Origin of the sequence: Singulisphaera chitinilytica (genome assembly GCF_049331405.1) — a bacterium.
Classification (GTDB): Bacteria; Planctomycetota; Planctomycetia; order Isosphaerales; family Isosphaeraceae; genus PoT.
Genome location: NZ_CP186274.1, coordinates 8,125,948 through 8,147,036 on the forward strand (window position 1 = coordinate 8,125,948; position 21,089 = coordinate 8,147,036).

23 protein-coding genes are annotated in these 21,089 nt (G+C 62.4%); 4 read left to right on the top strand and 19 right to left on the bottom strand.

Annotated elements, in window-relative coordinates; genetic code table 11:
• Positions 1–32: 32 nt before the first annotated feature.
• The 4 genes from ribD to ACOYYX_RS31730 all read right to left on the bottom strand — a co-directional run bounded on the left by ribD (position 33) and on the right by ACOYYX_RS31730 (position 3,350).
• Positions 33–1,145: a bifunctional diaminohydroxyphosphoribosylaminopyrimidine deaminase/5-amino-6-(5-phosphoribosylamino)uracil reductase RibD gene (gene ribD, locus ACOYYX_RS31715; RefSeq protein WP_422926669.1), complete on the bottom strand. Its 1,113-nt coding sequence runs from the start codon at positions 1,143–1,145 to the stop codon at positions 33–35.
• A 32-nt stretch (positions 1,146–1,177) separates the two neighbouring features.
• The gene (locus tag ACOYYX_RS31720) at positions 1,178–2,194 is read right to left on the bottom strand and encodes a DUF3106 domain-containing protein (RefSeq protein WP_422926670.1); all 1,017 of its coding nucleotides are present in this window, start codon (positions 2,192–2,194) and stop codon (positions 1,178–1,180) included.
• 32 nt (positions 2,195–2,226) lie between these two features.
• A complete protein-coding gene (locus tag ACOYYX_RS31725) occupies positions 2,227–2,730 on the bottom strand; it encodes a hypothetical protein (RefSeq protein WP_422926671.1) in 504 nt (167 codons plus the stop codon).
• 113 nt (positions 2,731–2,843) lie between these two features.
• Entirely contained in the window at positions 2,844–3,350 is a 507-nt protein-coding gene (locus ACOYYX_RS31730; protein ID WP_422926672.1) for a hypothetical protein, read from the bottom strand.
• Positions 3,351–3,582: 232 nt separating this feature from the next.
• Here ACOYYX_RS31730 and ACOYYX_RS31735 point away from each other — a divergent pair, with 232 nt between their 5' ends.
• A complete protein-coding gene (locus ACOYYX_RS31735; protein WP_422926673.1) occupies positions 3,583–3,891 on the top strand; it encodes a hypothetical protein in 309 nt (102 codons plus the stop codon).
• A 116-nt stretch (positions 3,892–4,007) separates the two neighbouring features.
• Here the strand turns inward: ACOYYX_RS31735 and lpxA are convergent, their stop codons facing one another.
• Positions 4,008–4,829, bottom strand: coding sequence for an acyl-ACP--UDP-N-acetylglucosamine O-acyltransferase (gene lpxA / locus ACOYYX_RS31740; protein ID WP_422926674.1), 822 nt, complete (start codon positions 4,827–4,829; stop codon positions 4,008–4,010).
• A 194-nt stretch (positions 4,830–5,023) separates the two neighbouring features.
• The gene (locus ACOYYX_RS31745) at positions 5,024–6,070 is read right to left on the bottom strand and encodes a Gfo/Idh/MocA family protein (RefSeq protein WP_422926675.1); all 1,047 of its coding nucleotides are present in this window, start codon (positions 6,068–6,070) and stop codon (positions 5,024–5,026) included.
• Between the two features lie 709 nt (positions 6,071–6,779).
• Between ACOYYX_RS31745 and ACOYYX_RS31750 the strand changes: the two genes are divergently transcribed.
• Positions 6,780–7,694: an alpha/beta hydrolase gene (locus ACOYYX_RS31750; RefSeq protein ID WP_422926676.1), complete on the top strand. Its 915-nt coding sequence runs from the start codon at positions 6,780–6,782 to the stop codon at positions 7,692–7,694.
• A 218-nt stretch (positions 7,695–7,912) separates the two neighbouring features.
• On the opposite strand, the gene ACOYYX_RS31755 is transcribed toward ACOYYX_RS31750, so the two are convergent.
• From ACOYYX_RS31755 to ACOYYX_RS31770, 4 genes are all read right to left on the bottom strand, one after another.
• A complete protein-coding gene (locus ACOYYX_RS31755) occupies positions 7,913–8,149 on the bottom strand; it encodes a hypothetical protein (RefSeq protein WP_422926677.1) in 237 nt (78 codons plus the stop codon).
• Positions 8,150–8,344: 195 nt separating this feature from the next.
• Positions 8,345–8,743 carry an HU family DNA-binding protein gene (locus ACOYYX_RS31760; protein WP_422926678.1) on the bottom strand — a complete coding sequence of 133 codons (399 nt, stop codon included), beginning with the start codon at positions 8,741–8,743 and terminating at the stop codon, positions 8,345–8,347.
• A gap of 198 nt (positions 8,744–8,941) precedes the next feature.
• The gene (locus ACOYYX_RS31765; RefSeq protein ID WP_422926679.1) at positions 8,942–9,415 is read right to left on the bottom strand and encodes a hypothetical protein; all 474 of its coding nucleotides are present in this window, start codon (positions 9,413–9,415) and stop codon (positions 8,942–8,944) included.
• Positions 9,412–9,843: a YkgJ family cysteine cluster protein gene (locus tag ACOYYX_RS31770; protein WP_422926680.1), complete on the bottom strand. Its 432-nt coding sequence runs from the start codon at positions 9,841–9,843 to the stop codon at positions 9,412–9,414. Before ACOYYX_RS31770 ends, ACOYYX_RS31765 begins: the two co-directional genes overlap by 4 nt.
• A gap of 332 nt (positions 9,844–10,175) precedes the next feature.
• Here ACOYYX_RS31770 and menC point away from each other — a divergent pair, with 332 nt between their 5' ends.
• Both menC and ACOYYX_RS31780 read left to right on the top strand, forming a co-directional pair.
• On the top strand, positions 10,176–11,303 hold the full coding sequence (menC, locus tag ACOYYX_RS31775) for an o-succinylbenzoate synthase (RefSeq protein ID WP_422926681.1): 1,128 nt from the start codon (positions 10,176–10,178) through the stop codon (positions 11,301–11,303).
• Between the two features lie 107 nt (positions 11,304–11,410).
• On the top strand, positions 11,411–11,728 hold the full coding sequence (locus ACOYYX_RS31780; RefSeq protein WP_422926682.1) for a hypothetical protein: 318 nt from the start codon (positions 11,411–11,413) through the stop codon (positions 11,726–11,728).
• Positions 11,729–11,765: 37 nt separating this feature from the next.
• Here the strand turns inward: ACOYYX_RS31780 and moaA are convergent, their stop codons facing one another.
• The 9 genes from moaA to eutB form a co-directional block, all read right to left on the bottom strand.
• On the bottom strand, positions 11,766–12,806 hold the full coding sequence (moaA, locus tag ACOYYX_RS31785) for a GTP 3',8-cyclase MoaA (RefSeq protein ID WP_422926683.1): 1,041 nt from the start codon (positions 12,804–12,806) through the stop codon (positions 11,766–11,768).
• Between the two features lie 121 nt (positions 12,807–12,927).
• Entirely contained in the window at positions 12,928–13,356 is a 429-nt protein-coding gene (locus ACOYYX_RS31790; RefSeq protein ID WP_422926684.1) for a molybdenum cofactor biosynthesis protein MoaE, read from the bottom strand.
• 39 nt (positions 13,357–13,395) lie between these two features.
• Entirely contained in the window at positions 13,396–13,635 is a 240-nt protein-coding gene (locus tag ACOYYX_RS31795; protein ID WP_422931690.1) for a MoaD/ThiS family protein, read from the bottom strand.
• Positions 13,636–13,696: 61 nt separating this feature from the next.
• Positions 13,697–15,328: a tetratricopeptide repeat protein gene (locus ACOYYX_RS31800; protein WP_422926685.1), complete on the bottom strand. Its 1,632-nt coding sequence runs from the start codon at positions 15,326–15,328 to the stop codon at positions 13,697–13,699.
• Positions 15,329–15,407: 79 nt separating this feature from the next.
• Positions 15,408–15,968 (bottom strand): nucleotidyltransferase family protein, encoded by a 561-nt coding sequence (locus ACOYYX_RS31805; RefSeq protein ID WP_422926686.1) that lies wholly within the window; start codon positions 15,966–15,968, stop codon positions 15,408–15,410.
• Between the two features lie 38 nt (positions 15,969–16,006).
• Positions 16,007–17,113: an XdhC family protein gene (locus tag ACOYYX_RS31810; RefSeq protein WP_422926687.1), complete on the bottom strand. Its 1,107-nt coding sequence runs from the start codon at positions 17,111–17,113 to the stop codon at positions 16,007–16,009.
• A gap of 167 nt (positions 17,114–17,280) precedes the next feature.
• A complete protein-coding gene (locus tag ACOYYX_RS31815) occupies positions 17,281–18,861 on the bottom strand; it encodes an amino acid permease (RefSeq protein WP_422926688.1) in 1,581 nt (526 codons plus the stop codon).
• Entirely contained in the window at positions 18,858–19,679 is an 822-nt protein-coding gene (gene eutC / locus ACOYYX_RS31820; protein WP_422926689.1) for an ethanolamine ammonia-lyase subunit EutC, read from the bottom strand. Before eutC ends, ACOYYX_RS31815 begins: the two co-directional genes overlap by 4 nt.
• Positions 19,676–21,085, bottom strand: a complete 1,410-nt coding sequence (gene eutB / locus ACOYYX_RS31825; RefSeq protein ID WP_422926690.1) for an ethanolamine ammonia-lyase subunit EutB — start codon at positions 21,083–21,085, stop codon at positions 19,676–19,678. Before eutB ends, eutC begins: the two co-directional genes overlap by 4 nt.
• Positions 21,086–21,089 lie beyond the last annotated feature (4 nt).

Sequence of the window (21,089 nt, forward strand, 5' to 3'; positions counted from 1 at the left end):
GACTGTACGGAGAACCCTCGTTTGGGTCAAGGTCACTCGCCCTTCCTCCATGCAGGTGTAAATATGCCCTGGATTCGGATATCAGCTCCAATCAGGCTCGTGGTGTGGCGTTCGAGCCTGCGGGTCTGGGACATCAAGGCGTGACCGGCCCCCGACGCCGGCGTGAACGCGGGAGCCCCCCCCTCGACGATCGGCGCGATGTAGATGTCGACCGCGTCGACCTCGTTCCGATCGAGGAACGCACCCAGCACGCGACCTCCACCCTCGATCATCACGTTCGTCATCCTCCGTCTCCCGAGCTCATCCAGAAGCTCCTCGACGGGCACCGAGCCGTTCCCGGCAAACGCCAGGATTTCGCAACCGAGGTCGGCCAGGATCCGCTTTCGTTCCTCGGGGGCTCGTTCGGTGACAGCGACGATGACCTGGATCTCACTTGCGGTTCGAGCGAGTTGGCTGTCGGGAGAAAGTCGAGCCTCGGAGTCGAGGATTACACGCGTGGCGACTCGCGGACCCTGCGGCCTCGCTGTAAGTCGGGGATCATCGGCGATCGCCGTGCCGATCCCGACGACGATCGCATCCATCCGACCTCGAAGCTCGTGGACCATGGACCTCGAACGTGCGTTGGAGATCCAGCGGCTGTCGCCCGAGGCTGTCGCAGTCTTGCCGTCAAGTGTCATCGCCCACTTCGCGGTAATGTAAGGCCGGCCGGTCGAGAGGAGCTTCAGATAAGGGGCATTCAGGCGTTGAGCCGCCTCGGACTCGAGCCCGACCTCAACCTCGATGCCGGACTCCCGAAGCCGCGAGAGCCCTCCTCCTGCGACCTTCGGGAACGGGTCCCGCATCGCGACCACGACCCGCGTGATTCCCGACGCGATGACGGCGTCCGCGCAAGGGGGCGTCTTGCCGGTGTGGCAGCAAGGTTCCAGTGTGACGTAGAGCGTGGCGCCTCGGGCCTGGCCCCCTGCCCTCCGCAGGGCCTCGACCTCGGCGTGCGGGCCGCCGAAGCGGCCGTGATAGCCGGCGGAGATGAGTTGGCCGTCGCGCGTCACCACGGCTCCGACCATGGGATTGGGCTCGACGTATCCTCGCCCAAATTCCGCCTCGGCCAGGGCACGACGCATCCAGATGAGATCTTCGCCCGACACGCCCGGTCTTCCCTCTCGAATCTCATCCACGATCAGAAACTCGGGGCGGAGGGTTTAGGGAGAGGCGTCGCCTTCTTGGCTGTGGCCTTCTTCGTCTTCTCAGCGGCCCCGTCGTTCGTCGCCTGGCTCGGCGGCGGCATCTCCCCTTCGCCGTAGATCAGCCGATAGAGGACCGTGAGCCGCCGCGTCGCCTCGTTGGGCGTGAAGTGATCGAACGAGTCGCGGAACCAAGTCGGGAGCACGGCTTCGAAGGCCACGAGCCTCGACGATTCGACCCGCTTGGGCGGCTCGACGAGGAAGTGGTAATTCTCGGCCATGAAGCGGAGTTGGTTGGGTAGGAACCGTGTATTCTCGATCTTCTTTCCGTTCGCCTGCTTCTTGGCGGCGGCAGCCTTGGCCTCGTCCTCGACACGACCGATGAGCGCCGTGAACTGAGGCTCGGCCTTCATCTTCTTGAGGGCCTCCGCGATCTGGGCGTCACTCAAGGGGGTGATCGGTCGATTCCTCTTGGGCCGGACCATCTCGCGGATACGCTGATCGCGGTCGGCCGGCTCCATACGTTCCAGTTCCTTGCGTTCTTCCGCGCTGAGGACCATCCAGGCCTGCAACCGATTGGCCAGGGTAATGGGCGATGGACCCACGATCTGGAACGGGCTGTGGGCTTCGTCCCCGCCCGTCTTCGCCTTGTTCGAGGCGCGGACCTTTACGACGGCCGTCATCCTCTGGTTAAGCGGAGCCGACTCGATCTGCTTGCGCTGATCCTCTGGGAGCGAGGCGAGCCAGAGGTGGTAACGGCGCAAGATTGCCTGATAGTTTGCCCGGTTCAAGGCCGGCAACGCACCGAGTTCCTTGTCGAGCGACCGAATCGCCTCGCGTTCGGAGGACGGAAGCCGGTCGAAGTCCTGAAGTTTCTTGGAGAGGTGTTCGCGATGCTCTCGAGGGATCGCGCGGAGCCTCGACCAATTCTCTTCCTCGTCGGACCTCGCCGTCTGGCACACGGTGAGCCCAATCAGGAGGGCGAACGCAGGGAGTCGGAGACCGACGGGCATCGGATTCCTCGGCCGGGTGAGTGCTCGTGGGTCTAATCGCGGTCGGCGTTGAATTCCTGGGAGCTTTCCAGTTCCTGGAGGAACTGGAAAGACCCGGCGTCGCGATACTCATCCAGGTATTCGGCGATCGAAAGGTCGCGAGCCAACCGAGCCGTGGGGTTGGGCAAGACCCACTGCATGATCGCATAGCCGCCGCCCAGCGCGACCATCGAGGCCACCATCCAGAGCGCGGCGACCACGGTCCGACGGCCCGCGTGCATCAGGGCCGACTCGAACTTATTGCCCTTGAGGTCGAGTTGCTCGACCTCATGCAAGGTCCTCGCGGTGAAGTCCTCGGAGGCTTTCGGACGCTCGAGGAGTTCGAGCATTTCCCAGGTCTTCTCGAGGACCTCGACCTCGCGGCGGGCGGTCGGGCTCTTCGTCAGCTTGGTCGAGATCGCTCGCGACTCGGCCTCATTCAGTTCGCCGTCGAGGTAAGCAACGAGGTTGGCTCGTTCGGCGGGAGTGAGTCGTTGCTGTTCGGGACCTACCGACATGGCGAAGGATTTCTCCTGATGCCTCGACGGCGCGGGAGACGGACGATGCCCTCAATCCATCCGACACAAGGAATCAACCCCGGGCATCGTCCCAGGTCTCGCCAACGAGTCGATCAGCGAGGGCCGGGGGTCGCGCTCGGCATCGAGGGCATGCCGGCCGAGCGGCCCGATCGCGTCACAGGCAGGTTGCGATTGGGGCCATAACCCGGACGGGTCGTAGCATAGTAACGATCCGTGCGCGAGTAGTACATATTCACCTTTCCCCGAAGCCCACGGGCGGTCGTGGTGTTGCTGGGGTAGAGGTGGGGGGCCGCCCCGCGTTCCTTTCCCTTACGGCTCGAATAGGGCCGGAGGGGGTCGTAGTCTTCCTCACCGAGGGCGGGGAGCGGGTCGTAAAGGCCGGGACGATCGGCACCTGTCGCGGGGACTCGTGCCGCCGTGGCCGCGTTGATCGTGTCGAGCGGGGTCGACTGGGCGGCAACGGCTGCCTGGTGAGGCAGGTAATAGCCGTAGTAAAGTGAGAAGGGGTCCACACCACCCGTCTGCCCGAACGCCGGAGCGGCAGGGCTGATCAGGAACGATCCCAACACGATCCCGAACGCGACGATAGTCAGGCGCATGTCTGTGACCCTCCCTAGACTTGCCTCTCGCGAGATCCACCGAGTGTTAGAATATACAAGAGTTCGGGTCCATGACAAGCACCTCCTCAGGCCTGTTGATGCCCTAACAACAATGGTGCACGACTTTTGGGCAAAAACGTTAGAATTGAAATCGGGTCTTTTTGAAAGCTGCGATTTCGCTCAACCCGGCGCCCGGCCAAGGATTCTCCCCCAATTCGGAAGGTAGAACGTCGTGATTCCGCTATCCTTTGCCACCCCCACGCTTCTCCCCTCCATCATCCTCCTGGGAGCCTTGATCACCGCCGGCATCGTCTCCTATCGACTCTGGGCCGAGATGACGGAGGATCTCGAACCCGCGAGCCAGTCGGAGATCCTCGAGGAACTGGAACAGGCGTACGCCGACGGGGAAATCGACGAGACCGAATTCCTGCGTGTCCGCAAACTCCTGGGGTTCCGGCAAGGCCTGATGAACCGCGAACTGTCCGAGGAAGACATCAGTGGCCTTATCAAGAAGAACGAGCCGAACCAATCCGAGGCCTGAAGACAACCGCCGACGAGGCTCAAAAGCAGAGCCCTGCAAAACGACGAGACCGCCGGCCTGGCTCATCGAGCTCGACCGGCGGTCACGCGATTTCGGCGTTGAGCGAAACGGGCCACTCAGAAGGTGCGATTCTTCCGGTCTGCCCCACGCAACGGATTAATGCCGAGGGTCGACTCCCGAATGAAGTTGACAAACTCGAGCACCTCCGGGATGGCACTGAAATCGGCCTCGATCCGCTCGAGTGCCGAACTCTTGGTCCGACCTTCCTTGTAAAAGATCCGGAACGACTCGCGGAGGGCGGCGATCGTTTCCTGGGAGAAGCCGGCGCGTCGCAACCCGATGATGTTCAAGCTCGTGACGCTATTGTAGCCCTGGTGCAGCACGAAGGGGGGGATGTCCTTCGTGGAGGAGCCGAGCCCACCCACCATCGCCAGGCGGCCGACCCGCACACGCTGCTGGATCGCAGAGTGGCCGGAGAGGATGCAGTTGTCGTGCAGCGTGACGTGACCGGCGACCAGCGCACCATTGATGAGGGTGCAACCGTCTCCGACGCAGGCATCGTGTCCGACGTGGGACCCGATCATGAACATGTTGTTGTTGCCGATCCGGGTCTCTCCACCGCCCTGCAAGGTCCCGCGATGGACCGTGACGTGCTCGCGGAAGACGTTGCTATCGCCAATCCGCAAGAACGTGGTCTCCCCGCGATACCCTCGGTGTTGGGGGCTCTTGCCCAGCACGGCGCCGTGACCGACGAAATTGTCATGTCCCATGCAGAGGGGGCCGGTGAGGCAGGCGTGGGATTCGACCACGCAGCCCGGTCCGAGCCGGACGGCCCCTTCCAGGATGGCATAAGGACCAATCTGAACGTCGGGAGCAATCTCGGCCTCGGGATCGACGACGGCCGTTGGGTGCACTAGATCCGACATGGTCAATGGCATCACCCAGCTCCTCCTGATCCGGCGATTTCGAAGAGGACTTCCTGTCCCTTCGCCAACGGAATCGGAATCAAATGCCCTGGCTCTTGAGAAGAAACGATGATCTCGTCCGCGACTCGCTCGGCCAACGAAATCGTTAGTCTCCCCGAAGTTTGGTCAATTTCACGATCACCTGCTACGCAGCCCCTGGTTCTGCGTCAGGAGATGGGGACGACCTTGCCCGTTTTCACGCTCTCGACCTCCGCCTGGCAGATCAGCAATGCCTGCCGAGCCAGGTCCCCCGAGAGCTCCGGCGCGGGGGTGTTCGTCGCCACCGCCTCGACGGCGGTCGCAATCTCCTGGGTGAAGGCATCGACCGGATCGCCTGAGCCAAGCTGGGGCCGCTCAACGGTCCCGTCCGGTAGGATCACCGAGAGCGGAGTCGCCAGGTGGTCCGTCCCGCCGAGGTTCGCGTACTCGAAGACGATCGTCGCCTTATCGAGATAGAGCTCGAATGCGTGGGCGAACGGGCGTCCCGCCTGCGTGATCGCCCCGGAGACCGACGAGACCGCGAGGTTCGGCGTGTCGTAGAGATACTGCGTCGACAAGTAGACGACGGCTTCACCGTCGACCACGCCCCGCGAATGCACGGCCTGTGGCACCCCGCAGACGAGGCCGACGTAATGCGTGTCGTGGATGTGGAGGTCGATCGCGGGCCCGCCGCTCCGATCCGCACTCGCGATCCCCGACGACCAATCGGGCTTAGAGATGACCCGGGTGAGGTGCGCCGCACGAAGGGTTCCGTAACGCCCCGAGCGGACCGCCTCCGCGGCATACGCGAACTCGGGGAAGAACGGCAGGACGTGGGCGACCATCAGCAGCTTGCCGCTCGCCCTGGCCGCGGCCACCATCGCGTCGGCGTCGGCGGCCGTCAGCGCGATCGGCTTCTCGACGAGGACGTGCTTGCCGGCTTCCAGCGCCTTGATGGCGAGCTTGGCGTGCTCGTCGTTCGGAACGCAGATATCGACGAGGTCGACGGCCGGATCGGCCAGGAGCTGCGCGACGTCGGTATATCGGGCGTGGGACGTGAGGTCCATCTGAGTGCCGCGAGGACCGAAATTGCCCTGGATACTGGTCCAGTCACCAGCGAGCTTGCGCTCGTCCCGGCTGCAAAGGGCCACGACCTTCCCGCCCGTCAGCTTGCGCGCGGCGAGATAGTGGATCATGCCCATGAAGCCAATACCGACGATCCCGATGCCGACCATAACTAAACCCTTTATCCTCAGGCGTTTAAGCCACAAGAACGTGCTTGAGAGGTAGATTCAACGAGAGATTTGAACGGGATTTCAACGCCCATCACGCCCAGGATCCCGGGCAGAAACCAGCGTACAACGACCCTGCTTACCTGCGTCCTCGTGAGCGCGACGGGGATTCTGCCGTGAAAGGCAAAGTCGGGCAAGGTCAGACTGCTTGTTCACAAGGGTTTGGCGTTCCAACCATCGGAGGTGGCCACTCCGCTTCGCGGGTTCAAACTCGACGCAGGTTGACGTCAAGGCGGGTCGTTGTACGAGGCTGAATCTGCCGACATCGAGGCGGGGGATGAGAGGCTGAAAACCTGTTCTGCTAAGAGTATAGCCCATCCAGAAGTCCGCGAAAGGACCTGGCCAATCATCGACCGACTTCCTTCGCCGATCACCCCGTATGATGAGAGCAGAAACTGGGAATCGCGTTCCAAGAATCGACAACAAGCAAATTCTCAATTTTATGTTAAAATTCATAATTATTAAATATCATTACATTTATATTTTTTTATCGCCTATGATTTTTTGGAATCGTAGACCCCCCAGATACTGAGTTTTGTGACACGTTAACAATCACTCTCTCTTGTCAGGTTGATACTCTTTTCCTACGGTTAATCCGGGATATGCGCCGTCGAGCCAGCTCATCTTGGGAGCCAGACAGGGAGGTTTTCGCATGTATTCGCCCTCGAATCGACCTCGCCTCTCGAGACGGATCTTGAAGTGGACGTTGATTGTACTACCTACCGCCTTCGTCGTCCTCTATCTCGCCATCTCGATCGTGACCGCGGACATATTGACGAGGCCAAATAATCGACCGGCGAACCTCAGCCCCCTCGCCGTGAGCACCGATGCAACTGCCTGGTCCGTTCGCACGTCCGACGGGCTCATGCTGAGGGGTTGGTACCTGCCGACCGCCGAGAAGCGACAGCTCATCGCTCTGGTGCATGGAATGGGGGATTCCTGGCCGCAGATGGCGGCCCTCGGCGGCGATCTCCACTTCCTCGGCTACGATGTCCTCCTGTTCGACCTGAGAGGCCACGGGCAAAGCGATCCATCTCGACTCTACATGGGCCGACGCGAGAGGGTGGACATCCGCGCCGTGCTCGCCTGGGCGGCGGGGGCGGGCTTCACGCATGACCGCATCGGCTGGGTTGGGTATTCCATGGGTGCGTCGACCCTCTTGATGGAGGCCGCCCAGAACCCGAAAATCCAGGTCGCCGTCCTCGACAGCCCCTATGGCAGCCTACCCGAACTTTTCGAAACGCAACTGCCGAAACACAGCCACCTGCCGGGTTGGTTCAATCCCGGGATCCTTGCCGCGGCCCGCTACGCCTACGGGGTCCGGACCGATGATCTGATCCCGATCAAGTCGGCCAAGAGCTGGGGACAGAGACCCCTGCTCCTGATCCACGGGGAGGCGGACTCGGTCGTCCCCGTCAGCCAGGCCCGGAGGATCGCACAGGTCGTCGGGACTACCTGCCAGACCGTGACCCTGCCCGGTGTCGAGCACGTCCAGGCTTATAACAACGACCCGGCGCGATACATCGCCGCGGTCGATCAGTTCTTTGCCAAGAACCTGCAGCCGTAAAGTCCATGGCTCATCAACCAAAATCCCAGGCTCGAACCCGCATCCAGGCCTTCGAAACGAAAACAACCGGCCCGAGGCCTTGGCCTCGACCGGTTGCAATCTTCTTGATTTGTCAGGACCGGCCCTCAGGCTCGATGCCTCAAGCGATCGAGTGGGCGGGCGAGACGGCGACCTCCTGAGACGTCGCCGTCAGATGCGGACGCAATCTGGCGAGTCGATCAGGGACCGAGGCCGCCATGGGTCCGGAACGGGGTCATATGAGACGGCTGGTCGAGGAACCAGAACCGCTCCCATTCGTCGCCGATCATTCGGAGGTTTTCCGAGTCGACGAGCAGCTCTTCGGCACGTCGTGGTTTGTAGGCCGCGTAGTGCGGCAGAGGGATAGGCGCACAGCCTTCGCTCCAGACCACGAGGGCCGCGACCACGAGCGTCATGGCCGCCAAAGGTCTTCGCATTTGGGGGATCCTCCCGCCTTTGGTACCGCTCGGAGCAGTTCCGACGCGCGTTCCTTCGCGCGTGCCGGACCCGGTGGATGCCTTCCTGACCGGGCCTCTCCCGTACCGAGCCTGACTCCATTCACGCCGATCGGACCTGTCGTCGAGTTGCCCCCGCGCTTCCTCGACGGTGCGAACGTCGCGAAAGTGGCGGGATCAATCCGAAATATCGGCACCGGCAGGGGATTCAACCCGAGCCTCGATAACCTCATTCACAGGTCCGTTGACTTCTTCATCGGCATCTGAATCGTCTTCCAATAGGGGAAGATTTTCCGGATTCATGTTTCGGACCAATTCTTCCATCTCTTTCCCTGGTTTGAACGTCACCACGTTCTTGGAGGGGACGAAGACTTTATCCCCCGTCCTCGGGTTCCTCGCCTTACGAGGCGCCCGACGCTTGACCTCGAAGACGCCGAAATTACGCAGCTCGATACGACCCTCGTTGACCAATGTATGGATGATTGCGTCCAGAGTCCGCTGAACAATGTCCTTGGTCTTGAGTTGAGTCAGACCGATATCCTCGGAGATCTTCTTGACAATTTCTTTCTTGGTCACGATGTCAATCTCCATCCAGGGGCCGGACCGGTCCGCGCTTCGGTCGGCTCAACGGTATTGGTGGCTTAGACTAATGTCAAGTCAAAATCATCGGGACCGAGTCCTTACGGACTCCGATCGAAGGACAATCCAGCCGCAAGCCGAGCCAGCAATCCGTGTCGGAAAACGCGGACGCATCAGCCCCATGTACGTAGGAATTCAGTCCCCCCTCGAAGGAAATCGACCATCTCTAGCAGCTTGATCGAGATGCGCATGTAACGGGGAGTAGTTCCAGTCGAATTCGAGTTCGGTTGTAATACGTCTCAGGTCGCTTAGAAACCGCTCGGAAAGCTCCGGCGCCTTATACTCATAGGCCGGGTCACAAAAATAGACGCGGCATCCAAGTGGCCTGGCCTGCCGGGCCGTGCAATGGCCGCGGTGATCCTGCCAGGGGCAGGTGGCACCCTGGTCGAGGGGCCGCACGGGAGGCGGAGCGTCCTCGATCAGGAGCGTAGCCTCGACCTCGGACATGAAGAGGGTGTGATCGTACTCGACGAATCGGCAGCAACGGCCGCTCAGCTTGCAGACGGGGGCGAGCCGGGCTATCTCGGCATCAACCTCGGCATAGAGAGCCTGGAGCGAATTCCTGAGTCGGTCCATCGTGGCGTCATTGTTCGCCAAGGTCTCGGTCATGATTCGAGCCTGGCGGCCGCCGCCTGGATTTCTTCGAGGCTGAACCAGCGGCCGCTCCCCCTACCGGAGCCCGGGCAAATGGAGACAATGTGGTCCCACGACTCCTTGGTCTCGATGTTCTCGGACCAGAAAGGCCAAGTCTGGCACTGGACCGGACGAGCCGGGTAGACCGTGCAACCGACTCCCTTCTCCCAGAAGATGCAGTCGCCTCCTGGCTTTTCTATCAGGCTGTAGCTGTCGCCGACCTGACGCACGAACTGCATCGCAAACTGCTCGAGGGTCTCTCCGCGGAACTCGGCGAGGCGGGCCATCTCCTCGGCGTCGACCCAGACGTAACCGGGGGCGCCCGTGCAGCAGGCCCCGCACTTCGTGCATCCGAAGGTCAGGCCCTCGTGATACCAGGGGGTTTCCAGCTCCTCTGAACTCATTGCGGAATCCATGACGTGAATGGTGGGTATCCCTTCGTTGCACACACTACCGTATCAAGATAATACGGCGCCCACAATCCCTAGGCCAACACAAGTTGCTTGTGAGTTAGGACTTGCGAGGCGACGCCGTGTAGGACGACTGGTAAGGCTTCGGTAGACCAGCACATCCAGGCGAGCCAGGGGCGTTCACACATGGATTCAGATTCTCTCGATGAACAGCGATCGTGATGATTCGTGATCCGGCCGTCGCCAATGGGTTGCTTGTGGGACTGGGGCGTCGAAAGATGAAAGAAGCGCCAGACGGATCTTGCTAGTTAGAGGAGGCGAAAACCATGACGGCTCCGGTAGAACGGGTCTGCCTGACTCATCTCCAGATTCCGCTCAAGGAACCTTTTCGAATCTCCGGGACGGAGGTTGGGCTCAAAGACGCGATCTTGCTCGTGGTCGAGACACGTGACGCGATCGGCCTGGGCGAATGCTCGCCGGGGCCCGCCAGCGGATGCGAATCGCTCGACGGTTGCTGGATCGAACTGACGGAGCGGATCGCGCCCAGTTTATTGGGTCGTACGTTCAACTCGGTCGACGACATCGCCACGCTCGCAGCGACCTGGTCCGGAGGCCGTTGCGCCAGGGCCGGGGCGGAGACCGCTTGCTGGGACCTGCTCGGCCAGGCACGTCACGCCACGATCGCCGAACTGCTCGGCGCCTCGAGTGAACAGCTCGAGCGGAGTATCGAGTCCGGGCTCTCCCTCGGGCTCTATCCAACAGTCGTCGAGCTGTTGAAGACGATTGAGACGCATCTTGCGGAAGGATACCGCCGGGTCAAGATCGAGATAGAGCCGGGTCGCGACGTCGAGCTCGTTCGCGCCGTCCGTCAGCACTTCGGCGATATCCCGTTAATGGTCGAGGCCTCAGGGGCCTACACGAACAGGGACCTGGATATTTTCAGGGAGCTCGACGACCTCGACCTCCTGATGTTCGAACAGCCGATGGCCGCCGACGACATCGACGGGCTCGTGCAACTCCAGAGGGCCGTCGCAACTCCCGTCTGCCTTGACGAGACTGCGAATAGCGTCGAACGCGCTACCGAGGCCATCGGTCGGGGGGCCTGCAAGGTCGTGAGCCTCAAGTTGCAGTACCTGGGAGGGTTCGGGCCTGCAGTCGCCCTGCACGACCACTGTTACAAGCACGGCGTCTCCTGCTGGGTCGGCACCATTCCCGAGCTCGGCGTGGGAAGGGCCCAGGGGCTTCACCTCGCGACGCTCGGCAACTGCCGCTACCCGACGGATATCGAGCCTAGTCCGCGCTGGTTCGTCGACGACTACGTCGTCCCACTGATCGAGCATTCGGCGCCCGGGATGCTGAGCGTCCCAACTCGGCCGGGGCTCGGATTCCAGGTCGATCGCACCAAGGTCCGGCGCTATCAGGTCAGGTATCAGGAAGTCGGGACCGGTTCCTAGGCCTATCTTTTCAAGGGCGGGAACCCGACGCCTGTCGGGCCTCCCGCTCGATTTACGATGGCTCGGTGCGTCGATCCTGATACCTTTCACGCACGAGACGGACCTCAATGATCCGACTTCCACAAGCCATCGTCGCCGTGATGTCCTGCACGATGGCCTCCGGCGTCGCTGGAGGGGTGGTTGGTGCGACGGTGGGGCGGCTCGCCCCCTCCTTCGTCGGCTGGCTCCATTCGCCGACGATGGGCAATGGCCCGTTGAACTTCGACCCGACCGAATTCGGCCTCGGTCTCGGCGTCGTCTCGGGGCTCTTCATGGGGGCCGCGACGGGAGTCTTCCTTGTCGTGGTCCTCACGCTCCGCGACGCCTGGCTTGCTCGCGTTGGCGTTTATCCTTTCCATAAGGAGTCGACGCACGACGACGTCTGATCGCGAGACCTGGCGAGATATGGATCGCCGGGAGCCCTCAACCGCCGATCGAGTGCATCAGCCGTTCCGGCTTGATGAATCGAGACGTGTTGATTTCGTGCCCTTCCCATTTGCTCGACACGCTCTCCCTCAGAGCGGTCGTGAGCATGGAGTCCGATGCCCCTCCTCGGAGCAGAGTCCGAAGATCCGTCTCCTCGAGCGCGAAGAGGCAATTTCTGAGCTTGCCATCGGCGGTCAGTCGGATCCGATTGCAGCTCATGCAGAAGGGACGGCTCACCGAGGCGATGACCCCCACCCTGCCCTTGCCGTCGACGTAGTCGTAGTCGGCAGCCGGTGCGCGAGGATCCTGGTCGGGAGTTGGTCGGAGCGAGGCGACATCGCGTTCGAGCCGCTCGAGGATCTCGCTGGCGAGCAGGACCTTGTCCCGTTCCCAGCTCGCAACCACGTCGAGCGGCATGTATTCGATGAAGCGAAGTTCGAGCCCGTGCTCCCGGGCGAACCGGGCGAGGGGCACGATCTCGTCCTCGGTCGTCCCCTTGATGGCGATCGCGTTGACCTTAACCGGGTCGAACCCCGCCTCCTTGGCGGCGATGATACCTTCGATGACTGACTCCAGGCCGGGCCGTCGGGTAAGTTCGAGGAACTTCTCGGGGCTGAGAGTATCGAGGCTGACGTTGATCCTGCGCAGGCCCGCGTCCCAGAGCGACCTGGCCATCGGCGCCAGCAAGATCCCGTTCGTCGTCAGGCCGATATCCTTGATCCCGGGGATGCCGGCGATCCGCCCGATGAGATCGGGAAGGTTGCGACGAACCAGAGGCTCTCCACCCGTGAGGCGGATCTTGTCGATCCCCAGCACCGCGGCAACGCGTACGATGCGCTCGATCTCGTCAAAGCTCAGGAGATCCTGTCTCGGCAGGAACTGGGCCGACTCGGGCATGCAGTAGACGCACCGGATGTTGCAACGGTCGGTGACGCTGATCCGAAGGTTGCTATGCACGCGACCGAAGCTGTCGACCAGCGGTCCCAGGCTTGGAGGCGAACAGGTCGTGACGTTGTCGAGCACGTGCAGCCGGTCCATGTCGTCATTATTCCTGAAGAGCCGAGACGAATACCGACGCAGGCGGACAACCGTCTCTGATTTCCGGCTCTGTGTGACATGCGAATTCAGTTCGAGACGGTTTCTTCAGGGCGTATACGCCTCACGAGGGTTTCGGTTCGAGTCCGGGGTGGACCCATTCTTCGGTCCCATCCGCCCAGACTTCCTTCTTCCAGATCGGGACGACCTCTTTGAGGGTGTCGATCAGCCATCGGCAGGACTCGAACGCCTGATTGCGATGAGGGCAACTGACCGCGATCACGACGCTGAGTTCGCCCAGTTCCAAATCTCCTAGGCGATGGACCAGGGCAACCTCAATGATCGGCCATCGCTTGCGGGCCTCGGCCTCAAGGTCCTCCATCGACTTCCGGGCCATCTCGACGTAGGCCTCGTAGCGCAGCGCCTGCGTCCGACGCTCACCGGTCATCTCCCGGACCGTGCCGAGGAAGGTACAGACGGCTCCCGCGGCGTGGGATCGGACCCGCTCGGTCAGGGCCGCGTGATCGATGGCTTGCTCGGTGATCTCGATCATCCCGGACGAATCTCTCAGCAAGGTGGACGGGACAGAATCTTATCCGCCGCTCACGGGCGGGATCGCGGCGATCTCGGCACGCTCGTCAAGTGGTTGGTCGTCGGTCGCATAACGAGCGTCGACGGCCATCATCATATTCGGGACGAGACCGGCGAGCGCGGGGTAGTCGGCCGCAAGGCTCGATCGCAAATCAGCGATCGTGGCCCCTTCCTGGAGCTCGACCCGGATCTCATCACGACCTGCCAGTTGCTTGGCCAGGGCAAAGAGCTTGACGTTCACGACCAAGGCCGGATCCCTCTCGAAACCGATGAGCCATGAGATTGAGGACGCTTCGACCTTCCTACCCGGGCCCACGCGAGGATGAGGTTCCCGTCCTCGCCAGAGCACCTCGGAGTTCCGCCTGCGCGGTTTGATAGCTGGGGTTCAACCGAAGGCTGGACCGGAAACTCTGGGCCGCCTCGTCGAAACGCCCCTGCTTCTTCAGGACCAGGCCCATGACGAAATGGGCCTTCCAGTATTTGGGATCCGCGCTCAAGACCTGGGCGAGATCGCGAGACGCCTCGGACAGACGACCCTGCTCCTCGAGGGTGGCCCCCCTATTGTAGCGTGCGTCAAGGCACTTGGGATTAAGCCGCAAGGCCTCGTCGAAGTGAGGTATGGCCTCGTCGAGCTTCCGGCTTTGCATGCAGAGCAGTCCCAAATTATTCTGAGCCATCCAACAGTCCGGGTTTTTCGCCAGCGTATCCGCCCAGAGCGTCCACTTATTCGCAAATGCCGTTTCTCGCGAGATGGTCAGGATCGCCAGGATGAAGAGGACGCACGCCTGTGCCCATCGGGCCGTCTTGTTGCCGCGAGGCATCATTCGACTGAAGAACCAATCCACACCGACCGCAAGCGGGACGAGCACGCCGAGGCTCGCCAGATACTGAAAGTGGTCCGCCACGAACGAGTAGAGCATCGGGAAGACGTTGAAAAAGCCGAGGGCCGGAAACAGCGTGCCCACGAAGAACAGGAAAGTCACGAGCGGACCGCGTCCCCACGTCTTTCGCCACGACCAGAGAATCGCCGGGATCACAAGCACTCCAAGCACCGGGAGATACTGACGCCAATCGCCCGCCTCGATTCGCCAACGCGGATAGATGAACATCAAGTTCACCGGCGCGATCAGCTTCCCTGCATAGAACCAGAGGGCTCGACCGGCGATGATCGCTCGCTCGGCGAAACAGAAATCCCAATCGGGCCCGAGTGCCCCGACATGATATTTCTCCAGCCAAGAGGTCCTCGAACTCGCGAGGACCCCGACGACGAAATACGGCAAGAGGGCCAGGATGTCGCGCCTCGACACCGTCCCACGCTTCCACCAGGCAATAAGCAAAATCGTCGCCGGCAGCGAGCAGGTCACGGTCTTGCTACCGAGAGCCAGCACAAAGGCCGCGGAAGAAACGACATACCAGAGCCACGATGCCGTCGTTTTCGACTCGACCGGCTCAACCTCTCGCCGTGCGTCCGGGGCCGAAAACCTCCAGTATGCGGACAGCGATATGAGATAGAAGAACGTCGAAAGTACATTCTTGCGTTCGGTGATCCAGGCGACCGATTCGACGTGAACGGGATGGAGCGCGAAGAGGGCCGCGGCGAACCAGGCACCGGGCAGTTTCAATGTCTTGAGGCAACGCCAGACCAGCATGGCATTCGCGGCATGCAGCAGGACGTTGACCCAGTGAAAGCCCGCTAACGAGAGTCCCCAGGCCTGTTTCTCGAGCCAGAAGCTGCTGAACACGACCGGATAGTACTGGGGAGACGAACGTGACTGGAGCCAGATTCGCCCAAGCCCGGCGAGGTCGTTCAGGTTCGCGTTATCCAGGAGATAGCTGTCATCGTCCCAGATCGAGCCGCTCCAGGTCGCTGGCAGATAGGCGAATACGGCCAGCGCAAATAATCCCGATCCTCGCGCCAGCCACTTCATCGCCATGGACCGCCCTCAGAGTCGACCGAGACAAATAATCCGTTTATCACCTGATGTTTAAATACGACCAACGACTTCGACCAACTCACCTGGCCTCGACCCACCGCTCGTAGTCGTCGGGGGTATCGAGGTCGTCGAGGACTCCCGGCCGGTCGAACTCCACCTCGGTCACCCGTTCGGCCTGGAGGGCGATCAAGGAGTTGATCCCGGCCCCTTCCGGCAACTTTTGAACGCCAAGGGCCAGTGCCCACGGCATGACGATTGGATGGCCTCGGCGCCCCTGGAAGGTCGGGATGAGGATCGAGTCGGGCCTCTCGCTGGCTCTTTCGATCAGGCCGGCTACGACCGAAGCCTCGATCCCCAGACTGTCGCCTGGGATGAGCAGGATCGACGCGGGACTCGAGCCATTAAGAAGGTGCTCTAGTGCCCGCTCGAAGGAGCCTCGCATATCCGCGGGTCGTTCAGACGGTACGAGCACGAGGGCACCGGACGCCTCGGCCTCGTTGGCGAGGATCGACGCACCGGGGGCATCAATGGGCGGGACGACGACGATGACCTGCCGGATCCCGCCGGCGATCAACGTGGAAACCACGCGACTGATGACAGTCTGGCCGTCGATCGGGAGGATGAGCTTGGGTCTCCCCATCCGCTCACTTCGCCCTGCGGCGGGTACGATCGCAATAATCATGCAGGAGAAGCTTCCGAGGCGGGGATGAGGGAATCGGATGTTCGCCCGGCCAGGCGGGGTAGAGCGCCTTTGAGCCCGAGATTACGCCGGGCGATCAATTCGGCCACGATGCTGACCGCGATCTCGGTGACCGACTGTGAGCCGATGTCGACACCGACCGGTGCCGCGACCCTCGAGAGGGCCTCCTCGGAGATCCCCGACTGCCGCAAGCTGTCGAAGATGAGCCGAATCTTGCGGCGACTCCCAATCATGCCGACGTACGAGGCGACAGACTCGGCCAGATGGAAGAGGGCTTCCTCGTCATGGCCGTGTCCCCTCGTTACGATCAGGGCGAAGGTCTGAGGTGTGACGTCCAGAGTCGGGAGCAGTTCGCCCAGGGGCCCGACCAGCATTCGCTGGACGTTGGGGAAACGCTCCGCATTCACATACTGCTGCCGGTCGTCGACGACCCAGACGTCGAAATCCGCCTGAGTTGCAAGGGCCGCCACGGCCTGCCCGACATGCCCCCCGCCGATAATCATCAGGCGGATTCGCGGGAGCGTCGGCAGGTACGCGATACCGCCACGAACTCCCGGCTTGGGTCGATCGTTCAAAGGCTCGGGCCGTTCCTTGATCGACTCCGCCATCAGGGTTGAGGGCCATGTAGCGACCATCATCCCATCGTGATCGAAAAGGAACCGACTTCCCACTTTGATGCCGGCTCGATCCGGATCGACGACCACGCCTTCGGTCAGACCGAGGCCGGTTTCCAGCAATTCCAGGCGACTCCGGAGATAACCCAGCGGCTCATCGCCTCGGATCGCCTCGACGGTGATGACCATCTTCCCGCCGCAGATGAGCCCATCGGCCCAGGCGTAGTCGTGGTCGAGGACGAACGACTGGACGTCGGTCCCCGCTTGACCGATCCGTCGGATGGCCTTCTGCTTGACCTCGGCCTCGACGCAACCTCCCCCGAGGGTGCCTAATTGCCCCCCCTCCGGGTCGACCACCATGATGGCGCCGGCCTTCTGGGGCGTGGACCCGCGGGTCTCGACAACCTGACAGACAATCTGTTCTCGACCTCGTTCGAGAGCGTCGATCAGACTGCGCTGAAGATCCCGCATCAGCACACCATACCCGGTTCAAGGCCAAGCTGTTCGTACCACGGGCGTGACAGAACAAGGCTAAAGGGTCATCGCATTTTCGGCAATGGATGACTCACGGATCCTAGGGTCGTCGAGGCGAGAATCAAGCAGAGTCGTTCGCCTCCTCGACTCAATCGACTCAACTCCTAGCACACATCGCCTACGAGCGTCGTCGCGGACAAGTTCTCGACGTCCAGCTTCTCGGTCGGGTCGTGAGAGACGGGCGGGCCGGGAAAACGCGACCGCTCCAGGCCGAACCAGACGGTCACGAGCGCGGCGAGCGTCCCGCCGACCACCCAGGCCGAGCGTTGATTCGGCGGGTGCATCCCGATGACGATGAGCAACAAGCAGCCGAGCACGCTGAGGATCGCGAGCGGTCGATACCAGCGGCCGAGGTCCCAGGGCCCCATCCGGGTCCATCCCCGGCCGTACGACCAGGCCCCGAGCGCCGTGGGCAGTACGTACGAGATATAGAGGAAGATCGTACAGACGGCGGTCATCGTCGCATAGAAGCGGGTCCAGAGCGTGAATAACCACGAGCAACCCGCCAGCGCCCAGATGGCGTTGGCCGGGGTCAAGTTGCGGGGGTTGATGCGTCGCAGCCAGTTCGAGAAGGGCAACCCGCCATCCCTCGCGAAGGCAAAAATCATACGCGATGCCGACGTGACTGCCCCGAGCCCGCAGCCGTACATGGCCAGTGCGATTCCCAATGCCATCGCCGCAACCATTCCCGGCGGTAGGACGAGCCGCAAGGCCCAGGGGAAGGCGTGCTCGCCTCGAGGGGCCAATGCGGCGAGGTCGGGGACCGCGAGAATGACGGCGACCAACATGATCCAACCGGCGAGCCCGGCCACGGCCACCGATCGGAAAATCCCGAGCGGCACGGCTCTCGCCGCCCCGACCGTCTCCTCGGCGGCGTGGGCCGAGGCATCGAAGCCGGTGAGCGTGTAGGCCGGGAGCAACAGCCCGAGGGCAAACAGCCGGGCAAGTTCGCCCGTCCCCGGCCAGACGTCACCGCCGGCCTTACCACTGAAATTCGAGAAGGTGATGAGCCTCGAGAAATCGAGGTTTGGCGCGTACGCGAACATCGCCAGCGTCAAGAGAGCGCTAACCACGAGGATCAGATAACCACTCAGATCCGTGAGACGAGCCGTCAGTCGGATCCCGCGAGAGTTCAAGAGGGCCTGGGAGCCTGTGATCAAGGCTATGGCCAAGGCCTGGCCCAACGGAGCGGTGCCCCAGCCAAGAAATGCAGGCGGCGGATCTTCCGGCAGCATGGCCCCGATCGAGCCGAGCACGAATTGCCAGAGCCCCACGTTCACGGCGGCGACCACCGTGACCAGTCCCGCGAGATTGAGCCAGGCCGTCGCCCAACCCCAGCCTCGACCGCCTAGGATCGACGCCCAATGATAAAGCCCGCCCGCGGTGGGGAAGGCGGACGCAACCTGGGCCATCGTCGCCGCGACCGCCAGGGCGAAGAGGCTGACGAGCGGCCATCCCAGGCCGATCGCGGCGCCTCCAACCCCACAGAAGCCTAGGTGAAAGGAAGTCACCCCACCAGCCAGGATGCAGATGATCGAGAATGACAAGGCGAAGTTCGAGAATCCTCCGAGCTGCCGGTTCAACTCCTGGGAATATCCCAGGGCCCGGAGGAGTCGTTCATCGTCGGCTTCGTTCCTTGCGGTTTGCGGAGAGGATTGAGGGGCGGCACCGTCATCGTGCGTCATCGCGCCGGGGTTCCTTGATCGTCGAGGTGGTTTGTTGAGGCGGGTTCGGGGAGTTGCTCCTTGATCTCGACTCCGCTCAGGCCAAGCCGAATCATCTGGAGGGCCAAGCGCAGGACACGCCCGGCGGCATCGCGTGGGGAGGTGCCTCGAGCATGGATGTTCGAGATCAGGTTGCGGTTGGCGTCAGTATGACCCGGTCGCGGCTTGTAGGCGAGATAAGCCGAAAGGCTTTCGGCCGTGGCGAGTCCAGGGCGCTCGCCAACGAGAAGGATGACGACGGTCGGATCGAGCAGTCGACCGATATCGTTGAGCACGCCGACCCGGCAGTTGCGAATGAAAAAGGGACGGCCCAGGCTGAGGCCATGATACTGGGCCTCCTCGACGAGCATCGGCAGGAGCGCCGGCACCTGCGCGACGACGGCCGTTGCCGAGAGCCCGTCGCCGATCACAATCTGAAGGTCGGCCCCTTTCGGGCAGCCTTCAAACAACTTGACGTCTTCCTCATCGAGTTGGCGCCCGAGGTCCGGCCTCAGGAGGAACTCGGATTTGCTTCGGGCGCGAGTCCTGACCTCGAAGAGATCCCAACGCGAGAGGAACTCGGCGCCCAGGTCGCGTTCGAGATCAATGTCAGCGTGGACGGCATCGACGGCCGCGGCGTAATCCTCTCGCAGGCCGAGTTGGGTCTCGGTTCGATAGGACGTGCCAATCCGGCCGGCGAGGACGCGGGCGGGTGTCAGGGCTCGAACCTTCGCGACAAGCCGGGCGATCTCTTCCGACGTGGGCTCGGACCGCGGGGGGGATGGATCGCTAGGGTTCATGCCACCGCCTCAAGCAACGGCGTCAGGCCCGAGATCATCTTTCGTTCCGCAGGGGTTTCGCCCGACCTGAGCCTTCCGTTGCGGAAAATCCCGCGAGACTCGAGCCATTGGGCGAACTCGGGCGCAGGATTCAGGTTCAGGAGTTTACGAACTCCGGCGATGTCGTGATAGCTCACCGACTGATGGTTGAGCATCACGTCCCCCGAGCACGGCACCCCGATGACGTAGTTGCAACCCGCCGCGGCAAGGAGGATCAACAGGTTGTCGGCGGAATTCTGGTCGGCCGCGGCGTGGTTCGTATAGCAGACGTCGCAGCCCATGGGCAAGCCGAGCAGCTTGCCCATGAAGTGATCCTCGAGCCCCGCCCGCGTGATCTGCCGCTCGTCCGCGAGATACTCGGGCCCGATGAACCCCACGACGCTATTGATGAGGAACGGATCGAACGCGCGGGCCACGCCGTAAGCACGCGCCTCCAGAGTCAATTGATCAACGCCGTGATGGGCACCCGCCGAGAGGGCACTCCCCTGCCCCGTCTCGAAATACATGGCCTGCGTCCCCGCCCAGGCGACGTCGCGATTCCGATGATGCTCTCGGACGCGTTCCAGCCCCTCGCGGAGTAAATTCAGGCTCACGCCGAAGCTTTCATTTCCTGCCTGCGTTCCCGACACCGACTGGAAGAGCAAGTCGACCGGAGCCCCTCGATCCATCGCCTCGAGCTGCGTGCTGATATGAGCCAGACAGCAGGCTTGTGTCGGTATTTCATAGGTCGAGATGAGCTGATCGAGGGCTCGCAGGAGGCCGACCGTGGCATCGACCGACTCGGAGACCGGGTTGACCCCGATCATGGCATCGCCGCATCCGAGGAGCAGGCCGTCGAGCGCGGAGAGCAGGACACCGCCGATGTCGTCGCGCGGGTGGTTCGGCTGGACGCGCACACCGAGCACTCCCGGCATTCCCATCGTGTTCCGACACCGCGTGATGATCCGAAAGCGGCTGGCCGAGAGGACGAGATCCTTGTTGCTCATCAGTTTCGCGACGGCCGCGGCGATCTCGGGCGTCACGGCCCAGTGCAGCGTGGCGAGGTCGTCTTCCACGCTGTCGTCGAGCAGGAGTTCGCGGAATTCTCCCACGGTCAGACTCGAGACTGCCGAGAAAGCCCGGCGATCCTGTCCGTCGAGGATGAGTCGGCTCACGTCGTCGTGATCCGGGTCGACGAGCGGATTGGCGATGATCTCGGCGAGTGAGAGGTCGGCGAGGACTCGCTTGGCCGCCACGCGCTCGCTCTCACTCCGAGCGGCGATCTCGGCGAGTTGGTCCCCCGACTTCTCCTCGTTCGCCTTGGCGAAGACCTCTCGCAAGTCGGCAAACGAGAAACTCTCGTGACGAACCGTGGTCGATAGCTTCAACGCG

What these genes read in the sequence shown, in the direction of transcription:
- ACOYYX_RS31720 (WP_422926670.1), bottom strand. Translation starts at nt 2,194, where the DNA reads ATGCCCGTCGGTCTCCGACTCCCTGCGTTCGCCCTCCTGATTGGGCTC.
- ACOYYX_RS31750 (WP_422926676.1), top strand. Translation starts at nt 6,780, where the DNA reads ATGTATTCGCCCTCGAATCGACCTCGCCTCTCGAGACGGATCTTGAAG.
- ACOYYX_RS31745 (WP_422926675.1), bottom strand. Translation starts at nt 6,070, where the DNA reads ATGGTCGGCATCGGGATCGTCGGTATTGGCTTCATGGGCATGATCCAC.
- ACOYYX_RS31805 (WP_422926686.1), bottom strand. Translation starts at nt 15,968, where the DNA reads ATGGGGAGACCCAAGCTCATCCTCCCGATCGACGGCCAGACTGTCATC.
- eutC (WP_422926689.1), bottom strand. Translation starts at nt 19,679, where the DNA reads ATGAACCCTAGCGATCCATCCCCCCCGCGGTCCGAGCCCACGTCGGAA.
- ACOYYX_RS31790 (WP_422926684.1), bottom strand. Translation starts at nt 13,356, where the DNA reads ATGATCGAGATCACCGAGCAAGCCATCGATCACGCGGCCCTGACCGAG.
- ACOYYX_RS31815 (WP_422926688.1), bottom strand. Translation starts at nt 18,861, where the DNA reads ATGACGCACGATGACGGTGCCGCCCCTCAATCCTCTCCGCAAACCGCA.
- ACOYYX_RS31780 (WP_422926682.1), top strand. Translation starts at nt 11,411, where the DNA reads ATGATCCGACTTCCACAAGCCATCGTCGCCGTGATGTCCTGCACGATG.
- ACOYYX_RS31730 (WP_422926672.1), bottom strand. Translation starts at nt 3,350, where the DNA reads ATGCGCCTGACTATCGTCGCGTTCGGGATCGTGTTGGGATCGTTCCTG.
- ACOYYX_RS31810 (WP_422926687.1), bottom strand. Translation starts at nt 17,113, where the DNA reads ATGCGGGATCTTCAGCGCAGTCTGATCGACGCTCTCGAACGAGGTCGA.
- menC (WP_422926681.1), top strand. Translation starts at nt 10,176, where the DNA reads ATGACGGCTCCGGTAGAACGGGTCTGCCTGACTCATCTCCAGATTCCG.
- lpxA (WP_422926674.1), bottom strand. Translation starts at nt 4,829, where the DNA reads ATGCCATTGACCATGTCGGATCTAGTGCACCCAACGGCCGTCGTCGAT.
- ACOYYX_RS31755 (WP_422926677.1), bottom strand. Translation starts at nt 8,149, where the DNA reads ATGCGAAGACCTTTGGCGGCCATGACGCTCGTGGTCGCGGCCCTCGTG.
- ACOYYX_RS31800 (WP_422926685.1), bottom strand. Translation starts at nt 15,328, where the DNA reads ATGGCGATGAAGTGGCTGGCGCGAGGATCGGGATTATTTGCGCTGGCC.
- ACOYYX_RS31725 (WP_422926671.1), bottom strand. Translation starts at nt 2,730, where the DNA reads ATGTCGGTAGGTCCCGAACAGCAACGACTCACTCCCGCCGAACGAGCC.
- ACOYYX_RS31765 (WP_422926679.1), bottom strand. Translation starts at nt 9,415, where the DNA reads ATGACCGAGACCTTGGCGAACAATGACGCCACGATGGACCGACTCAGG.
- moaA (WP_422926683.1), bottom strand. Translation starts at nt 12,806, where the DNA reads ATGGACCGGCTGCACGTGCTCGACAACGTCACGACCTGTTCGCCTCCA.
- ACOYYX_RS31770 (WP_422926680.1), bottom strand. Translation starts at nt 9,843, where the DNA reads ATGAGTTCAGAGGAGCTGGAAACCCCCTGGTATCACGAGGGCCTGACC.